The organism is Hymenobacter sp., assembly GCF_036387835.1.
Classification (GTDB): Bacteria; Bacteroidota; Bacteroidia; order Cytophagales; family Hymenobacteraceae; genus Hymenobacter.
In genome coordinates, this window is sequence record NZ_DASVSY010000084.1 from 15117 (window position 1) to 30502 (window position 15386).

Below are 15386 nucleotides of genomic sequence, written 5' to 3' on the forward strand. Positions count from 1 at the left end.
TAAATAGGTCAATTATTCCCGAAATAGATTGCACTGTTCTGCTTTGGCTCATTCTTAGACAGAATGTACAATGCTGCTCTAGGGCATATCCAATCTACAGTGTAACTATTTCAATTAATTGCACATGCTCGATAATTAACATAACTATAATAAATCCGATCTTAAGCTAATCCTACTTATAGGAAATACATCAGGTCTTATCGGCCCAAATACGCTTAAAAAGCTATTAGCTAGATCTTTCAAAAAGAGACTTTATATAAAAAATGGTTGAACCGTTATCAGTGGTTATTCCTAGCACTTCACAACATATAATTGTATTGACTGCCTAGCCCGATTTCGGAATCCTGTTTGCCACAAGGATACAATGACCGCAACTAGCGCTCTTATTAAAGTAGGACTACTCTATAAAACGGAAATAATTTAGTTCAAGTAGAATGAACAACACACGGCAGAGGATGTAATACTGGTACGGGCGAGTCATTTATGACTTTTTTATCATGGCGTACCTTCTCAGCTGCGCTTCCTGCTAGGTCTACAACTGTACTTTGGTTACGCCCCGCTACTCTACAAGTACCTTGTTTCCTACCCCACTACAAATGTGCGCATGCTCATACCACCGAAACTTACTTCCTCGTACGCGTGGCGAATATCATCGCTCGGCTCGGCCAGGGCTAAGCTATAGAGCATGGGAATGTAATGATCGGGAGTGGGTACGGCTAGGGAGCCGCTGGCGCCGGCCTGCTGGTAATGTGTTAACGCCAGCAAGTCGCGCTGATTGATTTTTGCCTTCGCCCACTCATCGAACTCCTGTGCCCAGGCGTAAGGCGTAGCATCGTCGTTCATGAACTTGGGCATGCTTTGGCGCAGGTTGTGCACAATGTTGCCGCTGCCCACGATGAGCACGCCGCGACGGCGCAGAAACTGCAACTGCGTGGCTAGTTCGGCGTGAAAGGTCAGTGGCTTATAATAATCGATGCTAAGTTGGAACACCGGAATATCGGCCTCCGGAAACAGGTGGTGCAGCACCGTCCAGGTGCCGTGGTCGAGGCCCCACTCGTCGGTGGGGTGCGCATCGGGCAGAGCCGCTAGTACTTCCTGGGCTACATCGGGGGCGCCGGGGGCGGAATACTGCATATCGAACAGTTCCTGGGGGAAGCCGCCGAAGTCGTGGATGGTTTCGGGCCGCTCGTTTACGGCTACAAAGGTACCCCGCGTGAGCCAGTGCGCCGACACGACGAGCACGGCGCGCGGCGGCTGCGCGTTGCGGATGCTGCGGCCTAACTGGTGCAGCATTTGCGTGAATGGGTTATCGGCCAGTGCGTTCATCGGCGAGCCATGTCCAACGAAGAGCACAGGCATTTTCGCTGTTTTTTGAAAGCTGTTGGCAGCAGCATGAAAATCTTGCAGAGAGTTCATAGCGAGAGCAACGATTAATACGGTCAGGTAATACGGTCAGGTTTTCAGCCACCTTAATGAGGCCTGAACCTATACCCCACACAACAAATGTACCTACATTAGTTCTTTATCTATTTGATTTAGCATAGGCATAGCGCATATGAAGCCTATGAACAATAGCTATATAGAGCTGATATACAAATACTTAACAACAGCTCGAACAGCTACACAATATATACTACCTGATAAATCAGTTTAACAACTTAATATTAAGTTGTTAAACTGATTTATACGTTATACATTTATTTTATGGAACATTTAACTAAGACGGAGGAGCGCATCATGCAAATCCTCTGGAAGCTGAAAAAGGCTTTCGTAAAGGACATCATCGAGCAGCTGCCTGACGAGCCAAAACCGCCTTACAACACCATCTCATCGGTGGTGCGCATCCTGGAGCGCAAGGAGTATGTAGGGTTCAAGGCTTACGGCAAAACCTATGAATACTTCCCGCTGATCAGCCGCGCACAATACCGGGCTGCCAGCTTTAAGCGCTTGCTCACGCAGTACTTCGACAACTCCCCTTCCGACTTGGTGTCGTTTATGGTGGAAGAAGAAAAGCTTGACCAACAGCAGGTTCAATCACTGCTCCTCAAGTTACTCCAAGCCGATCAGGCTTCCAAACAAGACGGCGATGCTAAGTAGCTACTTCCTGTATTTAATTGAAGTGTCTTTCTGCCTGGCTGTTTTCGCGCTTGCGTACCGGCTGCTGTTTGCTGGCCTCACCTATTTCAGCTGGAATCGGTGGTATCTGCTGGGCAGCGTAGTGGTGAGTTTGGCGCTACCACTGCTGTCATTTCCGGCTCTCAGGGCTTTGCTGTTTGCCACTCCTGCACTTAGCCAGGAGCCGCTGCTTTTGCACCTCGACTGGCAGCATCTGGAAGCGGCCACTACCTCCGCTACGCCGTCAGCCACACCAATAAAGTGGCTGGACTTGGTGCTAACTGGTCTTCTGATAGTATATGGACTCGGGGTGGTATACCGGCTGCAAGGCTTGGTGCGGAACCTCTGGTGGCTGCGGCAGCTAGCCCGGCGGTATAACCGCACCAATCAAGGCGCTTTCTGGCTGGTCGAGCTTTCTAACGCTCAAATGCCTGCTTTTTCATTTGGCCGTCATGTGTTTTTGTCGCCGCTGCATGCCAGCCTGAGCCCAGTGGAGCGGCGGCAGCTTTTGAAACACGAGCTGGTGCACGTGCAGCAGCGACACACGCTGGATATTCTTTTGCTTGAAGCTGTGGGCGTGCTGCTGTGGTTCAACCCAACGGTTTACTACTTCCGCAAGCAGCTGAAAGCAGTGCACGAATACCAGGCCGATGCGGCAGTGACCCACGCAGCCGGCAGTATTTCCGGCTACGGCCAATTGCTTATCAAGCTGGCGACATCGCCATTTCCACTTTCCCTAGTTCATACATTTTCCACCCAACAAGTATTCCAGCGAATCACTATGCTCACTACGCCATCTTCGCGCCCGCTGCAAAAGCTGCGCTTTCTCCTCGTTCTACCCGTATTAGCTGGCGCGTGGTTGGCTACGGCCTGCGTTGATTCCCCTACTCCTGTCGCCGCCGTAGAGTCTGCAGCAGCCTCGGTGGCGGCCGCCACTGCGCCTATAGCCAGCATCGTGTGGGAAGGCAATAAGTTGGTATCCACCGAGCGCCTCAACCAAGCTCTCGGCCTGAAGCCCGGCGACGCCTACGATTCGCTAGACGTAAAACAACGCCTGAATTATCGGCCAGATGGCAGTGATGTGACCTCGCTTTACATGGACCAAGGTTACCTTTTCTTCTCCGTTGTGCCCACCGTCCAGCGCCAGCCTAACGGCAGTGTTGCACTAACGCTTGAAATCGTGGAAGGCCGTAAAGCGCAACTTGGGACTATCACGTTCACTGGCAATGGCAAGACGTCTGCAGAGTCTTTGCTGAAAGCTATTCCTCTGCGTTCCGGCGACACTTTCAGCCGGGCCAAGCTCATTGAAGCACAGAAAAATTTAGCGCTACTAGGTTCTTTCGACGCCGAACACATGGGCATAAATCCACGCCCGGAAATGCGCTCTAACGCCGCTACCGATTTGGTGAACATCCAAATTGCGCTGGTAGAGAAGAAATAGAGAGGCTGTTTAGAAGGGGAGTGCCATGCAGAGGCGCAGCCGAAGCATCTGGCGTGCTGACGTTGCCAAAGTATATATCACCCTGGCGAGATACCTTTACTTTGGAGAGCTTATGAATATTGTAGGCTTAGAAAACTCGGAAGACCACTCTATAATTGGCTGTATGGCTTTGATCTGAATAAGAAATGATAAGTGAGGTTTATTAAAAGCATTAGAAATTGCTGATAGTAATATTTCAAATCTATGCTAGCCTTCAAAGACGAAATCAAAGTAGCTACCCTTGATGATATCGAAGGCGTCTTGGCTCTTCACAAGAAATACCAAATCGATACGATTCTGGAGGAAGATAAAAAAGACGGCTTTGTAACTACATCATTCACCAGAGAGCAGCTAACGAAGCTGATTGAGGAAGAGCAAGGACTGTTTATTGCCACGGAAGGCGAAGCCGTAATTGCCTATGTAATGTCTGCCTCCTGGCAATTTTGGTCGGCATGGCCAATATTCTCCCATATGGTTGAGCAACTGCCTAACCTGGAATATGCAGGTCATAAACTGAGTGTCGATAACTCTTATCAGTACGGGCCGGTCTGCGTCGACAAAGTTTATAGAGGTAGCGGCCTGCTGGAAAGCATCTTTGATTTTGCTAGAGAAAGGATGTCGTACAGATATCCAATTTTACTGACGTTCATTAATAAAATAAATACCCGTTCCTACACTGCACACACTCAAAAACTAGGGCTCGATGTACTAGCTGAGTTTAATTTTAACAACAACCAGTATTTCGAGCTAGCCTACGATACCTCGAAAGCTTTAGGCCTCAGCAAGAAGCACAGCTAGGTTAATTCATTACAGAAGTTGGTTGATAGTCATCAACTCTGCCCGAGCATAGCTTAATGCGCCAACGCAATACCGACGTAGGTCACCACCTAGCATTGTGGCAGCGGCAGACGCTTCTGTAGTGGGAAGTTTAGCGTGGCAGTAAGCGCGGAGGGCACAACTATAGGCATAGCAAGTAGCAGGCCAGCAACCTTTTACAGCTCTAAGAGCACTCACTGCACTAGTACAGCCCGTACGTCACGGCCAGGTAGTAGAGCCCGCCTACGCTCGGGCCGCCGAGGTAGCTCACGTAGTACTTGTTGAGCACATTGCTAGCGCCGAGCTTGAAGCGTAGGTTTGGCGCAGGCACGCTGTAGCTGAGTTGGGCGTCGAGGGTGTAGTAAGCGGGCACGTTGCCGATTACCAGAAAGGTTTGGGAATAGTAGCGGGCTTGCCAGCGGTAATTCACGCCGAAACCGAAGTTTTTATAGGCCTTTTCGTTGCCCAAACTCAGGTTATAGGCCCAACGGGGCGTGTTGAAGCCATCTTCCAGCCCGTCGCCCGACTCGGTGCGGTCGAGGCGGGCGTAGGTGACGCTGGCGCCGGCCAGGTAGCCTGCAGGCAGCTCGTAGCGCAAACCAAGGGTGCCGCCGTAATTGTAGACCTGGCTTTGCGCGTTGGTCCAGAGGCGGTAGCGGTTTTGGGTGGTGCGGTTGCTAAGGTAGATGGCCGCTGAGTCGGGGTTGTTGGTTTTGGGCACGTAGGCTTCCACTTGCGCAATAAAGTCGCGGTAGGAGTTGTAGTAGAAATCCACGTCGAGCAGCAAGCGCCCCTCTGGCAGCAGCGCGGCCTTGTAGCCGAACTCCAACGACTTGATGTACTCCGGTTTGAGGTAGGTGTACGGCGTTTTCACCAGGAGGCCCTGGTTTTGCTCGATGGCCACCCGCCGCTTCTCGGCGGCGTTGGCCGAGCTGGTATTGGCGTTGATGGCCGCCGTAACGGCCGTGTTGAAGGCATCGATGGAGCTGCGCAGGTAGCTGTTCTCGAAAACCCCATCCGACATCACCCGCAGGCCGCCAATGCGTTTCACTTGCCCGCTGTTCACGTTCGAAAATCCTTCAAACAAGCTCGGAAACCGGTAGCCGCTCTGGTAGCTCACCCGAAAGTTGTGCTGTCGGGTAGGCGAATACACGGCCGTGAGGCGGGGGTTGAAGCGGGTACTGAAGTAATCGTTTTTATCGGCCCGGAGTGTGGCCGTGAGCCGGATACGTTCGTCGAGCAGCCGGACGCCGGCTTGCGCGAAGCCGCCGGTTTTGCTGTAGGTGAGGTTGTCGTTGAGGGGGTCTTTGTTTTTTTCGGGGTTGATGAAGTAGTTGCCGTCGGGCTGGATGATGTAAGTGCGGTGGTCGGCGCCCACCAGCAGGTCGAGGTTGGTGGGCAGCCTGCTGCCGCCTCGCCGCAGGGCTTCGGCTACGTTCACTTGGCCTTCGGCGTGCACTAAATCGGCCTTTACGCGCAGGGCCGCCCCCTGGTCCCAATTATTGATTTCGGCTAGTTCGGTCAGGCGCTGCTTGAACTCAGGAGTACCGGGTTGCAGCCGGCCGGCATCGGCGGCGGTGCGGGCGGTGGCATGGGCTTGCGCTACGGGTTGGCGGGCCGCGGTAGCCGCGTTCCAGGCGCGGGTGTACTCCTGGTTCCAGACGGCATCGGGCTTGAAGCTACGGTCTAGGTTTTCGGCCATGGAGCGCAAGTTGTAGCTTTTGCCGGTGTTTTCGGTGGTGAGGTAGATGCGCGCCTGCACCACGGGGCCAGTGAGCTGCAGGGCGTGCTGCTGCAGGTGGTAATCTTCCAATCGGAAGCGGTTGGAGCGTTGGTACACGTTGTCGAGCATGGTGCCGCGGTAGGTGTAAGCCAGTTCGGTGCTGGCGCTCGGCTTGTAGTGCAGGGCCGCATCGTACTTGATGGTTTGCAGGCGGTAATCCACCACGTCCGACTCGTTGTAGCCGGTGCGGGCCACCGAGTAGCTTTTGCCGCCGAGGGTCAGACTGCTGCGGTTCGACGATTCGTTGCCGTAGCTGTTTACCGGGTCGCGGGCGGGATTGTCGGGGCCGAAGAGGTTGGTGGTGGCGTTGCCATTGGGGTTGAGTTCGGTCTGGTCGTTGGCTATCCAGTCGTAGCCGCGCAGGTAGGTGCCGTTCACTTTGAAGGCTAGCTTGGGGGTTAGCACCTTGGCATAGCGCACACTGGTTTCTGAAAACAGCTTCGCGCTACTAGTAGGGTCGTTGACGTGGTTGAGGCCGGTTTTCTGCAACACGCTCAGCCCCTCACTTTGAAACGGGTTCTTGGTGCTGAAGTTGGCCAGCCCGTTGATGGCGTTCAGGCCGTAGAGCGCCGCGGCCGTACCCGGCACAATTTCCACCGTGTTGATGTCCAAGTCACTCGGCCCCAGCACATTGCCAATCGGCCCGCCGATGTGTGGGGCCTGATTATCAATGCCATCGACGAGCTGCGCGAACCGCACGTTGGTGGTGTTGGTGAAGCCGCGGGCGTTTATCACCTTGAAGCTCAAGCTCGGCGTAATCACCTGCACGCCCTTCAAATGCTCGATGGCATCGAAAAACGAGGGCGCTGGCGTGAGGCGCAAGGCCCGCGCGTTCAGCTTCTCCACCGTCACCGGCGACTGCAAAAAGCTTTCTTCCACCTTCGAGGCGGCCACTACCACCTCGGTTAGCGCCACCTTCTGGCGCGTGGTATCGGCCAAGGTTGGGCGCCGGGCTGGCTGTTGCGCCAGGACTGATGGGCCGGCAGCTACAGCGCCCAACAACAAGGCGGTCTTCTTCCAGCTCTTTTTCACAAATAGCATTCGTAGCAAATCAAACAATTAGGGGTTCACTTCCAGCAGGCGCAGGCCCGTCACCTGCCGCACCCAACGGGCCGGCCGCTTCTCCTGAGGCACGATAATCTGGTAGGGGCCACTTGCCGCAGGCAAGGACTGACCGTCGCGGCGGTCGGCCAGCAGCACCGTTTGGGAGGCGAAGGAAGGATCTAGTTCCGGCAAAGCAAACAGCACCTGGTAGCCGTCGGCGCCGGTTACGAGTAGTTGCTGCATGAGGGCGGTGCCGTGCAGCGCTTTGCCTTCGGGGGCTTGCAGCAGCTTCAGCAGCTCGGTCAAGGGCACGCCCGTGTAACGGTGGGTTTTGCCTTCCTTGTCTTTGGCCGGTTGCGTTTGATGCGGCAGGGCCGCTAGCTCCGCAGCCGTGAGCGTACGCCCCGGCGTATTGAGGCTGGTTAGCTGAAGACCCGTTTGCGCCCATGCTACTTCGCGCAGCAACAGGCCTACAAACAACAAAAGCCACTTGATACGAGAGGTAGACTCGGGCATATATTCTGATTTCAGCCAGCGTTATATTTTCCCGAACATAACGAATAAAAAGCGCAATAGTTTAGCGTGAACCGCCTGTAATGCGAAACTCCTGCTTCCACGTACAAGTACCGCAAGTGTACCGCATTGGATTAGGGTCATACAGGCAGTAGCATCTCCTCACGGTGCTGCGTGACAGGTTACTTTCAGCTACCGCACACCTTGCGCCAACACCTAACACACTTGCAGCAGCGCGGAAGCGGGAACTTCGCGTTGTATTTATAGTAGCCGGGCTGCTTCTGTGCGCATAAACTCCTGAAACCGCTCTTGTAGCGCCCGAAACTCTGCTAGTAGTTGCTGGCCTTCGGCTGTTACCTCAGCGCCGCCGCCGCGCTTGCCACCGGCTTGGGTGAGCACCAGCGGGCCGGTTGCCTGCGCATTCAGGGAGACAACTAAGTCCCAAGCGCGCTTATACGACATGCCCATGGCCTGCGCGGCTTTCGAAATCGAGCCTAGCGCTTGAATCTGCGTCAGCAGTTCCAGGCGGCCGATGCCCATGAACCGGTCGTTATCAGTTTCCACCCACAAGCGGCCGTTGAGGCGAAAGGTTAGGTCGGCACGCAGCAGGTTTTTCATAGTTGTAATCTTACAAAAAAGCCCGTCAATCACATAAAACCCGCTTTACCCCTTACTTATTCATCTACAAAATCATGGCCAGCTGCAAAAAACTACGAACTCCTCCGCAACCTACTGGCCCTTCCTTGCGCATAGGTAGCTAGCAGTCACGTTGACTGCTGCTAGTGTGCACTCTTAATCGAAAGTAATTACATGGAACCTACTCAATCTGCCGGCTCATCAGCCTCCGACCAAGACCAGAATACCCAGCCTACGGCCTCTGCCAGCGCAGAAACCAGCGGCTCCGCCACCTCCGACACGTCTAATGGCACCGGCCAGAGCTCTTCTGACAGCAAGAACTGGATGGATATGGCTAACCCGCAGAACCTGCAAAAGGTGGTCGATCAACTGCCACAGGGCGTGCGTGACTTCTTCACCAACTCCTGGAGCCAAGTAGGCAAAAGCTGGAACCAGGCAGGAAGCCAACTAGGCAAAATGAGCACCACGCAAAAAGTAGCCGGTGCCGCAGCGCTGGTTGGCATTGGCTATCTGGCCATGCGCTCGGGCAAGTCATCAAAGAAAGCGTCGGGCCGCTATAAGTCTTCGGGTAGCTCTTCTTACCAGCATCCCGAGCAGAATTACTATTCTGGCCGTGGCTACACCGGCAGCGGGTCTACTGGTAGCGGTTACGCCAGCAGCGGACAATATTACTCGTCGGGCTCGCGCCCGGATGCCAGCCACCGCATGGACATGGGCCCAAGCTCTAGCTCCGATGCCAGCTTCGACCGGGAAAACGTATCCCGCGTAGGAGGCAGCTACTCCACCGACTCTGACGCGTCTGACTACGGCTATGGCTCCAGCTCAACCAGCCAGCCATCTACCTACCGCGGTGCAGGTTCGCAAGGCAGCACAGGCTCCTCTTTGGAAGCTTCCGCGTCCGACGACTTCAGCAGCGGCATCTAATTTAGAAGCACAATAGTATCTTAAAACAAAAAGCGCCCCCGTTTCCGGGTGGCGCTTTTTGTTTTAGAACGGCGGCGGACCGTCGTCGAAGTTGCTGCGGGGGAAGGGCTGCGCGGGGGGCGGGCCGTCGTTGTTGATGCGCGAACCAAGCCGGATGGTGTTGGGTGCAAAGGCCGAAGGATCTTCGTCGAAGGTGCTGCTGGGGAAGGCGCCGGTGTTGAAGCTACCCGCGTCGCCGAAGCCGCCCGCCCCGTCGAGGTCGGCAAACTTGGTGAACTTGCCGATGAACTTAAGCTGCACGGTTTCGAGGGAGCCGTTCCGGTGCTTGGCAATGATTACCTCGCCGGTGCCTTGGGTCGGGTTGCCCATTTCGTCCTCGGTAATCTTGTAGTACTCAGGCCGATATAGAAAGATCACCATGTCGGCGTCCTGCTCGATAGAACCCGACTCACGAAGGTCACTCAGCTGGGGCTTCTTATCGCCGCCGCGGGTTTCTACCGAGCGCGAGAGCTGCGACAGCGCCAGAACGGGTACGTTCAGCTCTTTGGCAATGCCTTTGAGCGCCCGCGAGATGCTGGCAATTTCTTGTTCGCGGTTGCCCATGCCTTTGCCATCCGTGTTGCCAGTCATCAACTGCAGGTAGTCGATGATGATCATCGAAATATCGTGGTGGGCTTTCAGGCGGCGGCACTTGGTGCGCAGTTCCCGGATACTCAGGCCCGGCGTATCGTCAATGTAAATTGGCGCCGACGATAAAGCCGAAATTTTGTGGTTGAGCTGCGCCCACTCATAGTCGGCTAGGTTGCCCTTCTTGATTTTCTCGGAGTCCAGTTCAGCTTCCGCCGAAATCAAACGATTCACGAGCTGCAACGACGACATCTCCAGCGAGAAGATGGCAACCGGCTTCTTGAACTCCACCGCCGCGTTGCGCATCGCCGACACCACGAAAGCCGTGTTGTGCGTCACGGTCATATCCTGGAGCAAAAATAGCCGGTTGCCATCGATTTCAAAGCCGTAGTAGTCGTCCACCTGATCGAACTCCACCGAAATACCTGTCATGCGCCAGTCCACTTTGCTGGCCCAGGGGTTAGCCTGCTTACGGGCCACCCGCACCGGCACCCGGTTGATATCGCCGTAGAAGCGTACCCGGTACACCTCACTCTCGTAGCCACGGGCCGTAATAACTGCCCGCTTCTTTTTCAGGGAGGTACGGAAGCCCAGCGAGTCGCACAGGAACTTGATTTGCCGGGCCAGTTGATGGCTTTTCTGGGTGATTTCGTAGCCGTTGGAAACCACGTTCAAGTGCCCATCCGAATCGATGAGGCCCGCCAGCAGGCGCAAACGGTTTTCGGTGCTATTGACAAGGTACTGCTGCGGAATATGCTTGTCGCCAAGCACACCCAACTGGCGCAGCTCGTCCTGCAACGAGAATTGCCCGATGCTGCCGCCCTGCCGGCCACGGGTGATGCCGTAGCTGTTGCAACGATCGGCTACTACGCCCACGGTTACTTGCATGTCCAGCGCGGCGGCGTATTCGTGCAGGTAATCAATAATTTCCTGGTCTTGCCCCGTGATGCGGCAGTTGTCAGAAACCCCGTCGCCGAGCCAGACTCCCAGAAAGTACGGATCAACCGGCACGTCTTGCGCCACGAATTCAACGGGAACTTTATAGCCTTTGTAGTTCGAGCGGAATTTATCGGACTTGGCCAGCCAGTCCTGCACTGTGATGTTGAGCACGTCGCCGTTGCGGTGCTTGCCTTCGTTGCGGCTGCGCTTGAGTGAGAGAATATGGCTTTCGTTGACGCGGTAGGCTTCGGCCTTGTTTTGGCGCACCCAATACATATTCTCCCGGCCGCGGGCAATGCTTTGCACCCGGCGCGGGGTGGAGTCGTCGCCCATCAGCAGTTCGCCCTGGCATACGTCTTCCACGTTGCGCAACGTGCCATCGAACATCAGCACCTTGGTGCCTTTGCCCAGACATTTCCCCATGCCCGGCCTGGCTGCAATTATCACCAGGTCAGAGGGTTGCCAGCCGCTAGTTACGCGGTCTAGGGCCGAGAAGCCGGAGGGTACGCCGGTGAGGCCATCCTTTTGGTTTTTCTTTTCTTCCAGCTCCTTGATGGCCTTGCCCATCAGGCTGCGCATGTCGTCGAAGTTCTTGCGAATGTTGGATTCCGACACTTCAAACAAAGCCTGCTCGGTGGCGTCGAGCAGGTTGAATACGTCGGTGGTATCCTCGAAAGCGTCGCGCTGAATGGTGCTGGCAATGTTGATCAGCTCGCGCTTGATGGCGTTTTCGGTGATGATACGGGCGTGGTACTCCACGTTGGCCGCCGAGTTAACCTTGAAGGTGAGGTTGGCCACGTAGTGAGCCCCACCGGCCGCCTCCAGTTCTCCCATCTCGCGCAGCTCCTGCGTAACCGTGAGAATGTCAATCGGCTCGGACTTATCGAATAGGTTGAGGATGGCTTTGAAGATGCGCTGGTGCCCATCTTTGTAGAAGCTCTGCTCTTTCAGAATGTCGATTACGGTGGTCAGGGCGTCCTTTTCCAGCATGAGCGCGCCTAGCACAGCGGCTTCTAGCTCCAGAGCCTGTGGCGGCAGCTTGCCCGCCGGGCCACCGGCCGGAACTACCGCCGGGCGGCTGTTCCAAGCGGCCTTGGCACGCGAGGCTGATAATTTTAAGCGGTCATCCATCCGGTCGTTCATCACTGTGGTAAGCAATACAATGTAAGCAGGTTCGGGCAGTATTCAGTTGGAATCGGTTGTACTTGACCTTTATTCAACTGCATTTCTTTCCGGTTATTCTCTTAACGGGGTACAAAGCTAACGGCTGGGCCCTACAATCCGGAAGTGGCGCAAATGGTTTCTTTTGTGTATGATGAGGTGAGGAGGTGACAGGAGTTAGGAGTTAGGAGACAGGAGGGTTTAGTTCCTGTCTTCTCTCTCCTAGCTCCTAACTCCTGTCTCCTCCTCACCTCCTCCTCCTCACCTCCTCCTCCTCACCTCCCGTCTCCTGGCTCCTTCTTACCTTTGCCGCCCGCTCACCCACTTCCTCTGAATGGCCGCTACGCCCACCTCTTCCCTTCAACGCCTTCACCTGACTGCCGTTGGGGGCAGCATCATGCACAACCTGGCGCTGGCGCTGCACCAGCGCGGCGCCCACGTTACGGGTTCCGACGATGAAATATTCGAGCCCGCCAAAAGCCGTTTGCAAGCCGCCGGGCTGCTGCCAGCCGCCGAAGGTTGGTTTCCCGAGAAGATAACCGCCGACCTCGATGCCGTGATTGTGGGCATGCACGCGCGGGCCGACAACCCGGAGCTGCTGCGGGCGCAGGAGCTAGGGCTGCGGGTGTACTCGTTTCCGGAGTTCATCTACGAAGCTTCCAAAGACAAGCAGCGGGTGGTTATTGGCGGCTCGCACGGCAAAACCAGTATCACCTCCCTGATTCTGCACGTGCTGCGCTACCACGGCCGCAAGTTCGACTACGCGGTAGGCGCGCAGCTGGAAGGCTTCGACCTGATGGTGCAGCTCACCGAAGACGCGCCCATCATCATCATCGAAGGCGACGAGTACCTGTCGTCGCCCATCGACCGGCGGCCGAAGTTTCATCTCTACCAGCACCACATCGGCGTTATTTCCGGCATCAGTTGGGACCATATCAACGTGTTTCCGACCGAGGAAATCTACCGGGAACAGTTCAAGATCTTCGCCGAGATGACGCCCAAGGCCGGCACCCTCATCTACGACCAGGACGACGAGCAGGTGCAGCTCGTGACTGTGCCCAGCAGTCCGGATGTAGACTACATTGGCTACGGCCCGCACGAGCACGTCATCAAAAACGGCAAAACGTTCTTGCTCAACAAGAAAGACGAGAAGGTACCCGTGCAAGTATTCGGCGAGCATAATCTGCGCAACATCTCGGCCGCCAAAGAAGTCTGCAAGCAGTTGGGCATCAAAGGCAAACCGTTTTACGAGGCCTTGGCGACGTTTAAAGGCGCCGCGCGCCGCCTGGAACTGGTAGCGGAGGGTACCGACTCGGTGGTGTACAAGGATTTTGCGCACGCTCCTAGCAAGCTGAAGGCCACGGCTACGGCGTTTAAAAAGCAATTTCCGAAGCGCCGGCTAGTGGCCTGCCTGGAACTGCACACATTCAGCAGCCTGAACCCGGCTTTCTTGCCCCAATACGCCCATACCTTCGATGCGCCCGATGTGGCCGTGGTGTACTTCAACCCGCACGTGCTGGAACACAAGCGCCTGCCGCCGCTGGCCCCCGAGCAAGTAGCCCAAGCCTTCAACCGCCCCGATTTACGGGTTTTCACCGACAGCAAACAACTGGCGCAGTACCTGCACACGCAAAACTGGCAGGATGCTAACCTGCTGATGATGTCCTCGGGCACCTTCGACGGGCTGGATTTAAAGCAGTTGGCAGCAGAAGTTGTTAGCTAGTGCTTCGTGCCTAGGGCTTCGTGCTTAGGTCGTTTTAATGATGGTTTGAAAGATAGACTTAAGCACGAAGCTCCAGGCACGAAGCACTACCAACTAAACACCAAGCACTAACTAACATGAAACAATCTTTGCTCCTGCTGCATGGCGCCTTGGCTTCGGAAGCGCAGGTGAAGCCGTTGGCACGCGAGTTATCGGCGTTTTACAACGTGCATACATTTTCGTTTAGTGGGCATGGTGGCCGGCCGCTGGAAACGGAGAAGTTTTCGATGCAGGGGTTTGCGGCAGAGGTAACAGAGTTCATTCAGGAACACAGGTTGGCCCCGGTCCACGTTTTTGGCTACAGCATGGGCGGCTACGCGGCTTTGGCAGCGGCAGCCGCTACACCGGGCATTATTCGCAGCATCACCACGCTTGGCACCAAGCTCGACTGGTCGCCGGCTACGGCGGCGCTAGAAACGCGCTTTCTCGACCTCGATACCATGCGGGCCAAAGTGCCCCAATACGTAACCCAGCTCGAGCAGCAACACGCCCCTACTGCCCTCCCCGACCTGCTAGCGGCCACCGCGGCCATGATGCGCCGCCTCGGCACGGCCCCACTGCTCAGCCCCAACACCCTGGCGTCCCTTGCGGTGCCAGTGCAGGTCATGGTCGGCGAGTTAGACAAAACGGCCGGCGTGGATGCCTCCCGCTACTTCGCCGACCACATGACGCATGCCACCTTTGAAATTCTGATGAACACACCGCACCCTTTGGAACGGGTAAATCCTGATCTGCTGGTCAGTCGCATTGCCCGGTTCATTGAAACCGCCGCGTAAGACGTAACGCCGAACAGGCTTCCGGTGGCTTCCGCCTTGCCTTCTACCAACAAAAAAGCCCGCTGGTAGCGGGCTTTTCTTATTTCTCGGGTTCCGTTGGTTTGGGAAGATGCTCGGGCTTGGGGCGCCGCCGGTCGGTGGCAAGCAGCAGGGCCAGAGCCGTAAGCGAGAGGCGCATAATCCATTTGCGGCTGAGCATGGCTAACGGGGAAAGAAGGTGTTGCTATCGATTACACGCAGGTCGCAGCTGCTGCCACCGGAGTTTTCCTCGCAGGTGGTACCTACGATGTCGTTGTTCTCGAAGTTGAAAAAGCAAAACGTACAGCCCACCCCCGAAATAATGTAGCGCGGCGCGTTGGAACGCAGCAGCAGCTCGGTATCAGAGGCCAGCGTGAGCGGAATGGCCATGCCCCGAAACATGCCATTGCGCAGGCCCAGCCCCACCAGGTAGTAAGAGGCAGGGTCTTTGAGGCCGCCCTGTACTTTGCGCACCATGGTTTTGTCGATGCTGGTGCCGTCGCCAAACTGGCGATTGAAACCCTGCGTCAGCTGCTCGCGCGGGACGAGGTACTTGATTAAACCTTTCTCACCTACTGATGCCACTATTTTGCTGGTTGGCTCTTGTTTGCGGCCGATGTCGCTCTTATCGGGCGAGGTGAATTCCGGAATACCTTTCTTCGTGGTTTCGCATGCCGGCAACGTCGCAGTAAGCAATACGGTAGCCAACAGCAGGCGCAGAAAACGGGGCATAGTAATCATCATGCCGGAAAGATAATCAGTTGTGAGTTGTGAGTTGCCAGTTACCAGTCT

12 protein-coding genes are annotated in these 15386 nt (G+C 55.6%); 6 read left to right on the forward strand and 6 right to left on the reverse strand.

Annotated elements, in window-relative coordinates:
- Positions 1 to 582 precede the first annotated feature (582 nt).
- Complete coding sequence (ygiD, locus tag VF639_RS16785; protein ID WP_331147085.1) at positions 583 to 1416, reverse strand: 4,5-DOPA-extradiol-dioxygenase; 834 nt, start codon at positions 1414 to 1416, stop codon at positions 583 to 585.
- Between the two features lie 288 nt (positions 1417 to 1704).
- Here ygiD and VF639_RS16790 point away from each other — a divergent pair, with 288 nt between their 5' ends.
- From VF639_RS16790 to VF639_RS16800, 3 genes are all read left to right on the forward strand, one after another.
- Positions 1705 to 2097, forward strand: a complete 393-nt coding sequence (locus VF639_RS16790) for a BlaI/MecI/CopY family transcriptional regulator (protein ID WP_331147086.1) — start codon at positions 1705 to 1707, stop codon at positions 2095 to 2097.
- Between the two features lie 22 nt (positions 2098 to 2119).
- Entirely contained in the window at positions 2120 to 3556 is a 1437-nt protein-coding gene (locus tag VF639_RS16795; protein ID WP_331147087.1) for a POTRA domain-containing protein, read from the forward strand.
- A gap of 243 nt (positions 3557 to 3799) precedes the next feature.
- A complete protein-coding gene (locus tag VF639_RS16800; protein WP_331147088.1) occupies positions 3800 to 4393 on the forward strand; it encodes a GNAT family N-acetyltransferase in 594 nt (197 codons plus the stop codon).
- Positions 4394 to 4613: 220 nt separating this feature from the next.
- On the opposite strand, the gene VF639_RS16805 is transcribed toward VF639_RS16800, so the two are convergent.
- From VF639_RS16805 to VF639_RS16815, 3 genes are all read right to left on the reverse strand, one after another.
- Complete coding sequence (locus tag VF639_RS16805; protein WP_331147089.1) at positions 4614 to 7226, reverse strand: TonB-dependent receptor; 2613 nt, start codon at positions 7224 to 7226, stop codon at positions 4614 to 4616.
- Between the two features lie 27 nt (positions 7227 to 7253).
- On the reverse strand, positions 7254 to 7754 hold the full coding sequence (locus VF639_RS16810; protein ID WP_331147090.1) for a molybdopterin-binding protein: 501 nt from the start codon (positions 7752 to 7754) through the stop codon (positions 7254 to 7256).
- A gap of 258 nt (positions 7755 to 8012) precedes the next feature.
- Positions 8013 to 8369 (reverse strand): winged helix-turn-helix domain-containing protein, encoded by a 357-nt coding sequence (locus VF639_RS16815; protein ID WP_331147091.1) that lies wholly within the window; start codon positions 8367 to 8369, stop codon positions 8013 to 8015.
- Between the two features lie 192 nt (positions 8370 to 8561).
- Between VF639_RS16815 and VF639_RS16820 the strand changes: the two genes are divergently transcribed.
- On the forward strand, positions 8562 to 9311 hold the full coding sequence (locus VF639_RS16820; RefSeq protein WP_331147092.1) for a hypothetical protein: 750 nt from the start codon (positions 8562 to 8564) through the stop codon (positions 9309 to 9311).
- Between the two features lie 63 nt (positions 9312 to 9374).
- On the opposite strand, the gene dnaB is transcribed toward VF639_RS16820, so the two are convergent.
- Positions 9375 to 12020 (reverse strand): replicative DNA helicase, encoded by a 2646-nt coding sequence (gene dnaB / locus VF639_RS16825; protein WP_331147096.1) that lies wholly within the window; start codon positions 12018 to 12020, stop codon positions 9375 to 9377.
- 352 nt (positions 12021 to 12372) lie between these two features.
- Here dnaB and VF639_RS16830 point away from each other — a divergent pair, with 352 nt between their 5' ends.
- Both VF639_RS16830 and VF639_RS16835 read left to right on the forward strand, forming a co-directional pair.
- Positions 12373 to 13761, forward strand: a complete 1389-nt coding sequence (locus tag VF639_RS16830) for a UDP-N-acetylmuramate--L-alanine ligase (protein ID WP_331147093.1) — start codon at positions 12373 to 12375, stop codon at positions 13759 to 13761.
- Positions 13762 to 13877: 116 nt separating this feature from the next.
- Positions 13878 to 14576 carry an alpha/beta fold hydrolase gene (locus VF639_RS16835; RefSeq protein WP_331147094.1) on the forward strand — a complete coding sequence of 233 codons (699 nt, stop codon included), beginning with the start codon at positions 13878 to 13880 and terminating at the stop codon, positions 14574 to 14576.
- A 201-nt stretch (positions 14577 to 14777) separates the two neighbouring features.
- On the opposite strand, the gene VF639_RS16840 is transcribed toward VF639_RS16835, so the two are convergent.
- Positions 14778 to 15386: hypothetical protein (locus VF639_RS16840; protein ID WP_331147095.1), on the reverse strand; the 609-nt coding region annotated here is incomplete at its 5' end.

Excerpts from the sequence above, each read along its gene's own strand:
- dnaB (WP_331147096.1), bottom strand. The coding sequence starts at position 12,020 with ATGAACGACCGGATGGATGACCGCTTAAAATTATCAGCCTCGCGTGCC.
- VF639_RS16830 (WP_331147093.1), top strand. The coding sequence starts at position 12,373 with ATGGCCGCTACGCCCACCTCTTCCCTTCAACGCCTTCACCTGACTGCC.
- VF639_RS16800 (WP_331147088.1), top strand. The coding sequence starts at position 3,800 with ATGCTAGCCTTCAAAGACGAAATCAAAGTAGCTACCCTTGATGATATC.
- VF639_RS16835 (WP_331147094.1), top strand. The coding sequence starts at position 13,878 with ATGAAACAATCTTTGCTCCTGCTGCATGGCGCCTTGGCTTCGGAAGCG.
- VF639_RS16820 (WP_331147092.1), top strand. The coding sequence starts at position 8,562 with ATGGAACCTACTCAATCTGCCGGCTCATCAGCCTCCGACCAAGACCAG.
- ygiD (WP_331147085.1), bottom strand. The coding sequence starts at position 1,416 with ATGAACTCTCTGCAAGATTTTCATGCTGCTGCCAACAGCTTTCAAAAA.
- VF639_RS16815 (WP_331147091.1), bottom strand. The coding sequence starts at position 8,369 with ATGAAAAACCTGCTGCGTGCCGACCTAACCTTTCGCCTCAACGGCCGC.
- VF639_RS16810 (WP_331147090.1), bottom strand. The coding sequence starts at position 7,754 with ATGCCCGAGTCTACCTCTCGTATCAAGTGGCTTTTGTTGTTTGTAGGC.
- VF639_RS16790 (WP_331147086.1), top strand. The coding sequence starts at position 1,705 with ATGGAACATTTAACTAAGACGGAGGAGCGCATCATGCAAATCCTCTGG.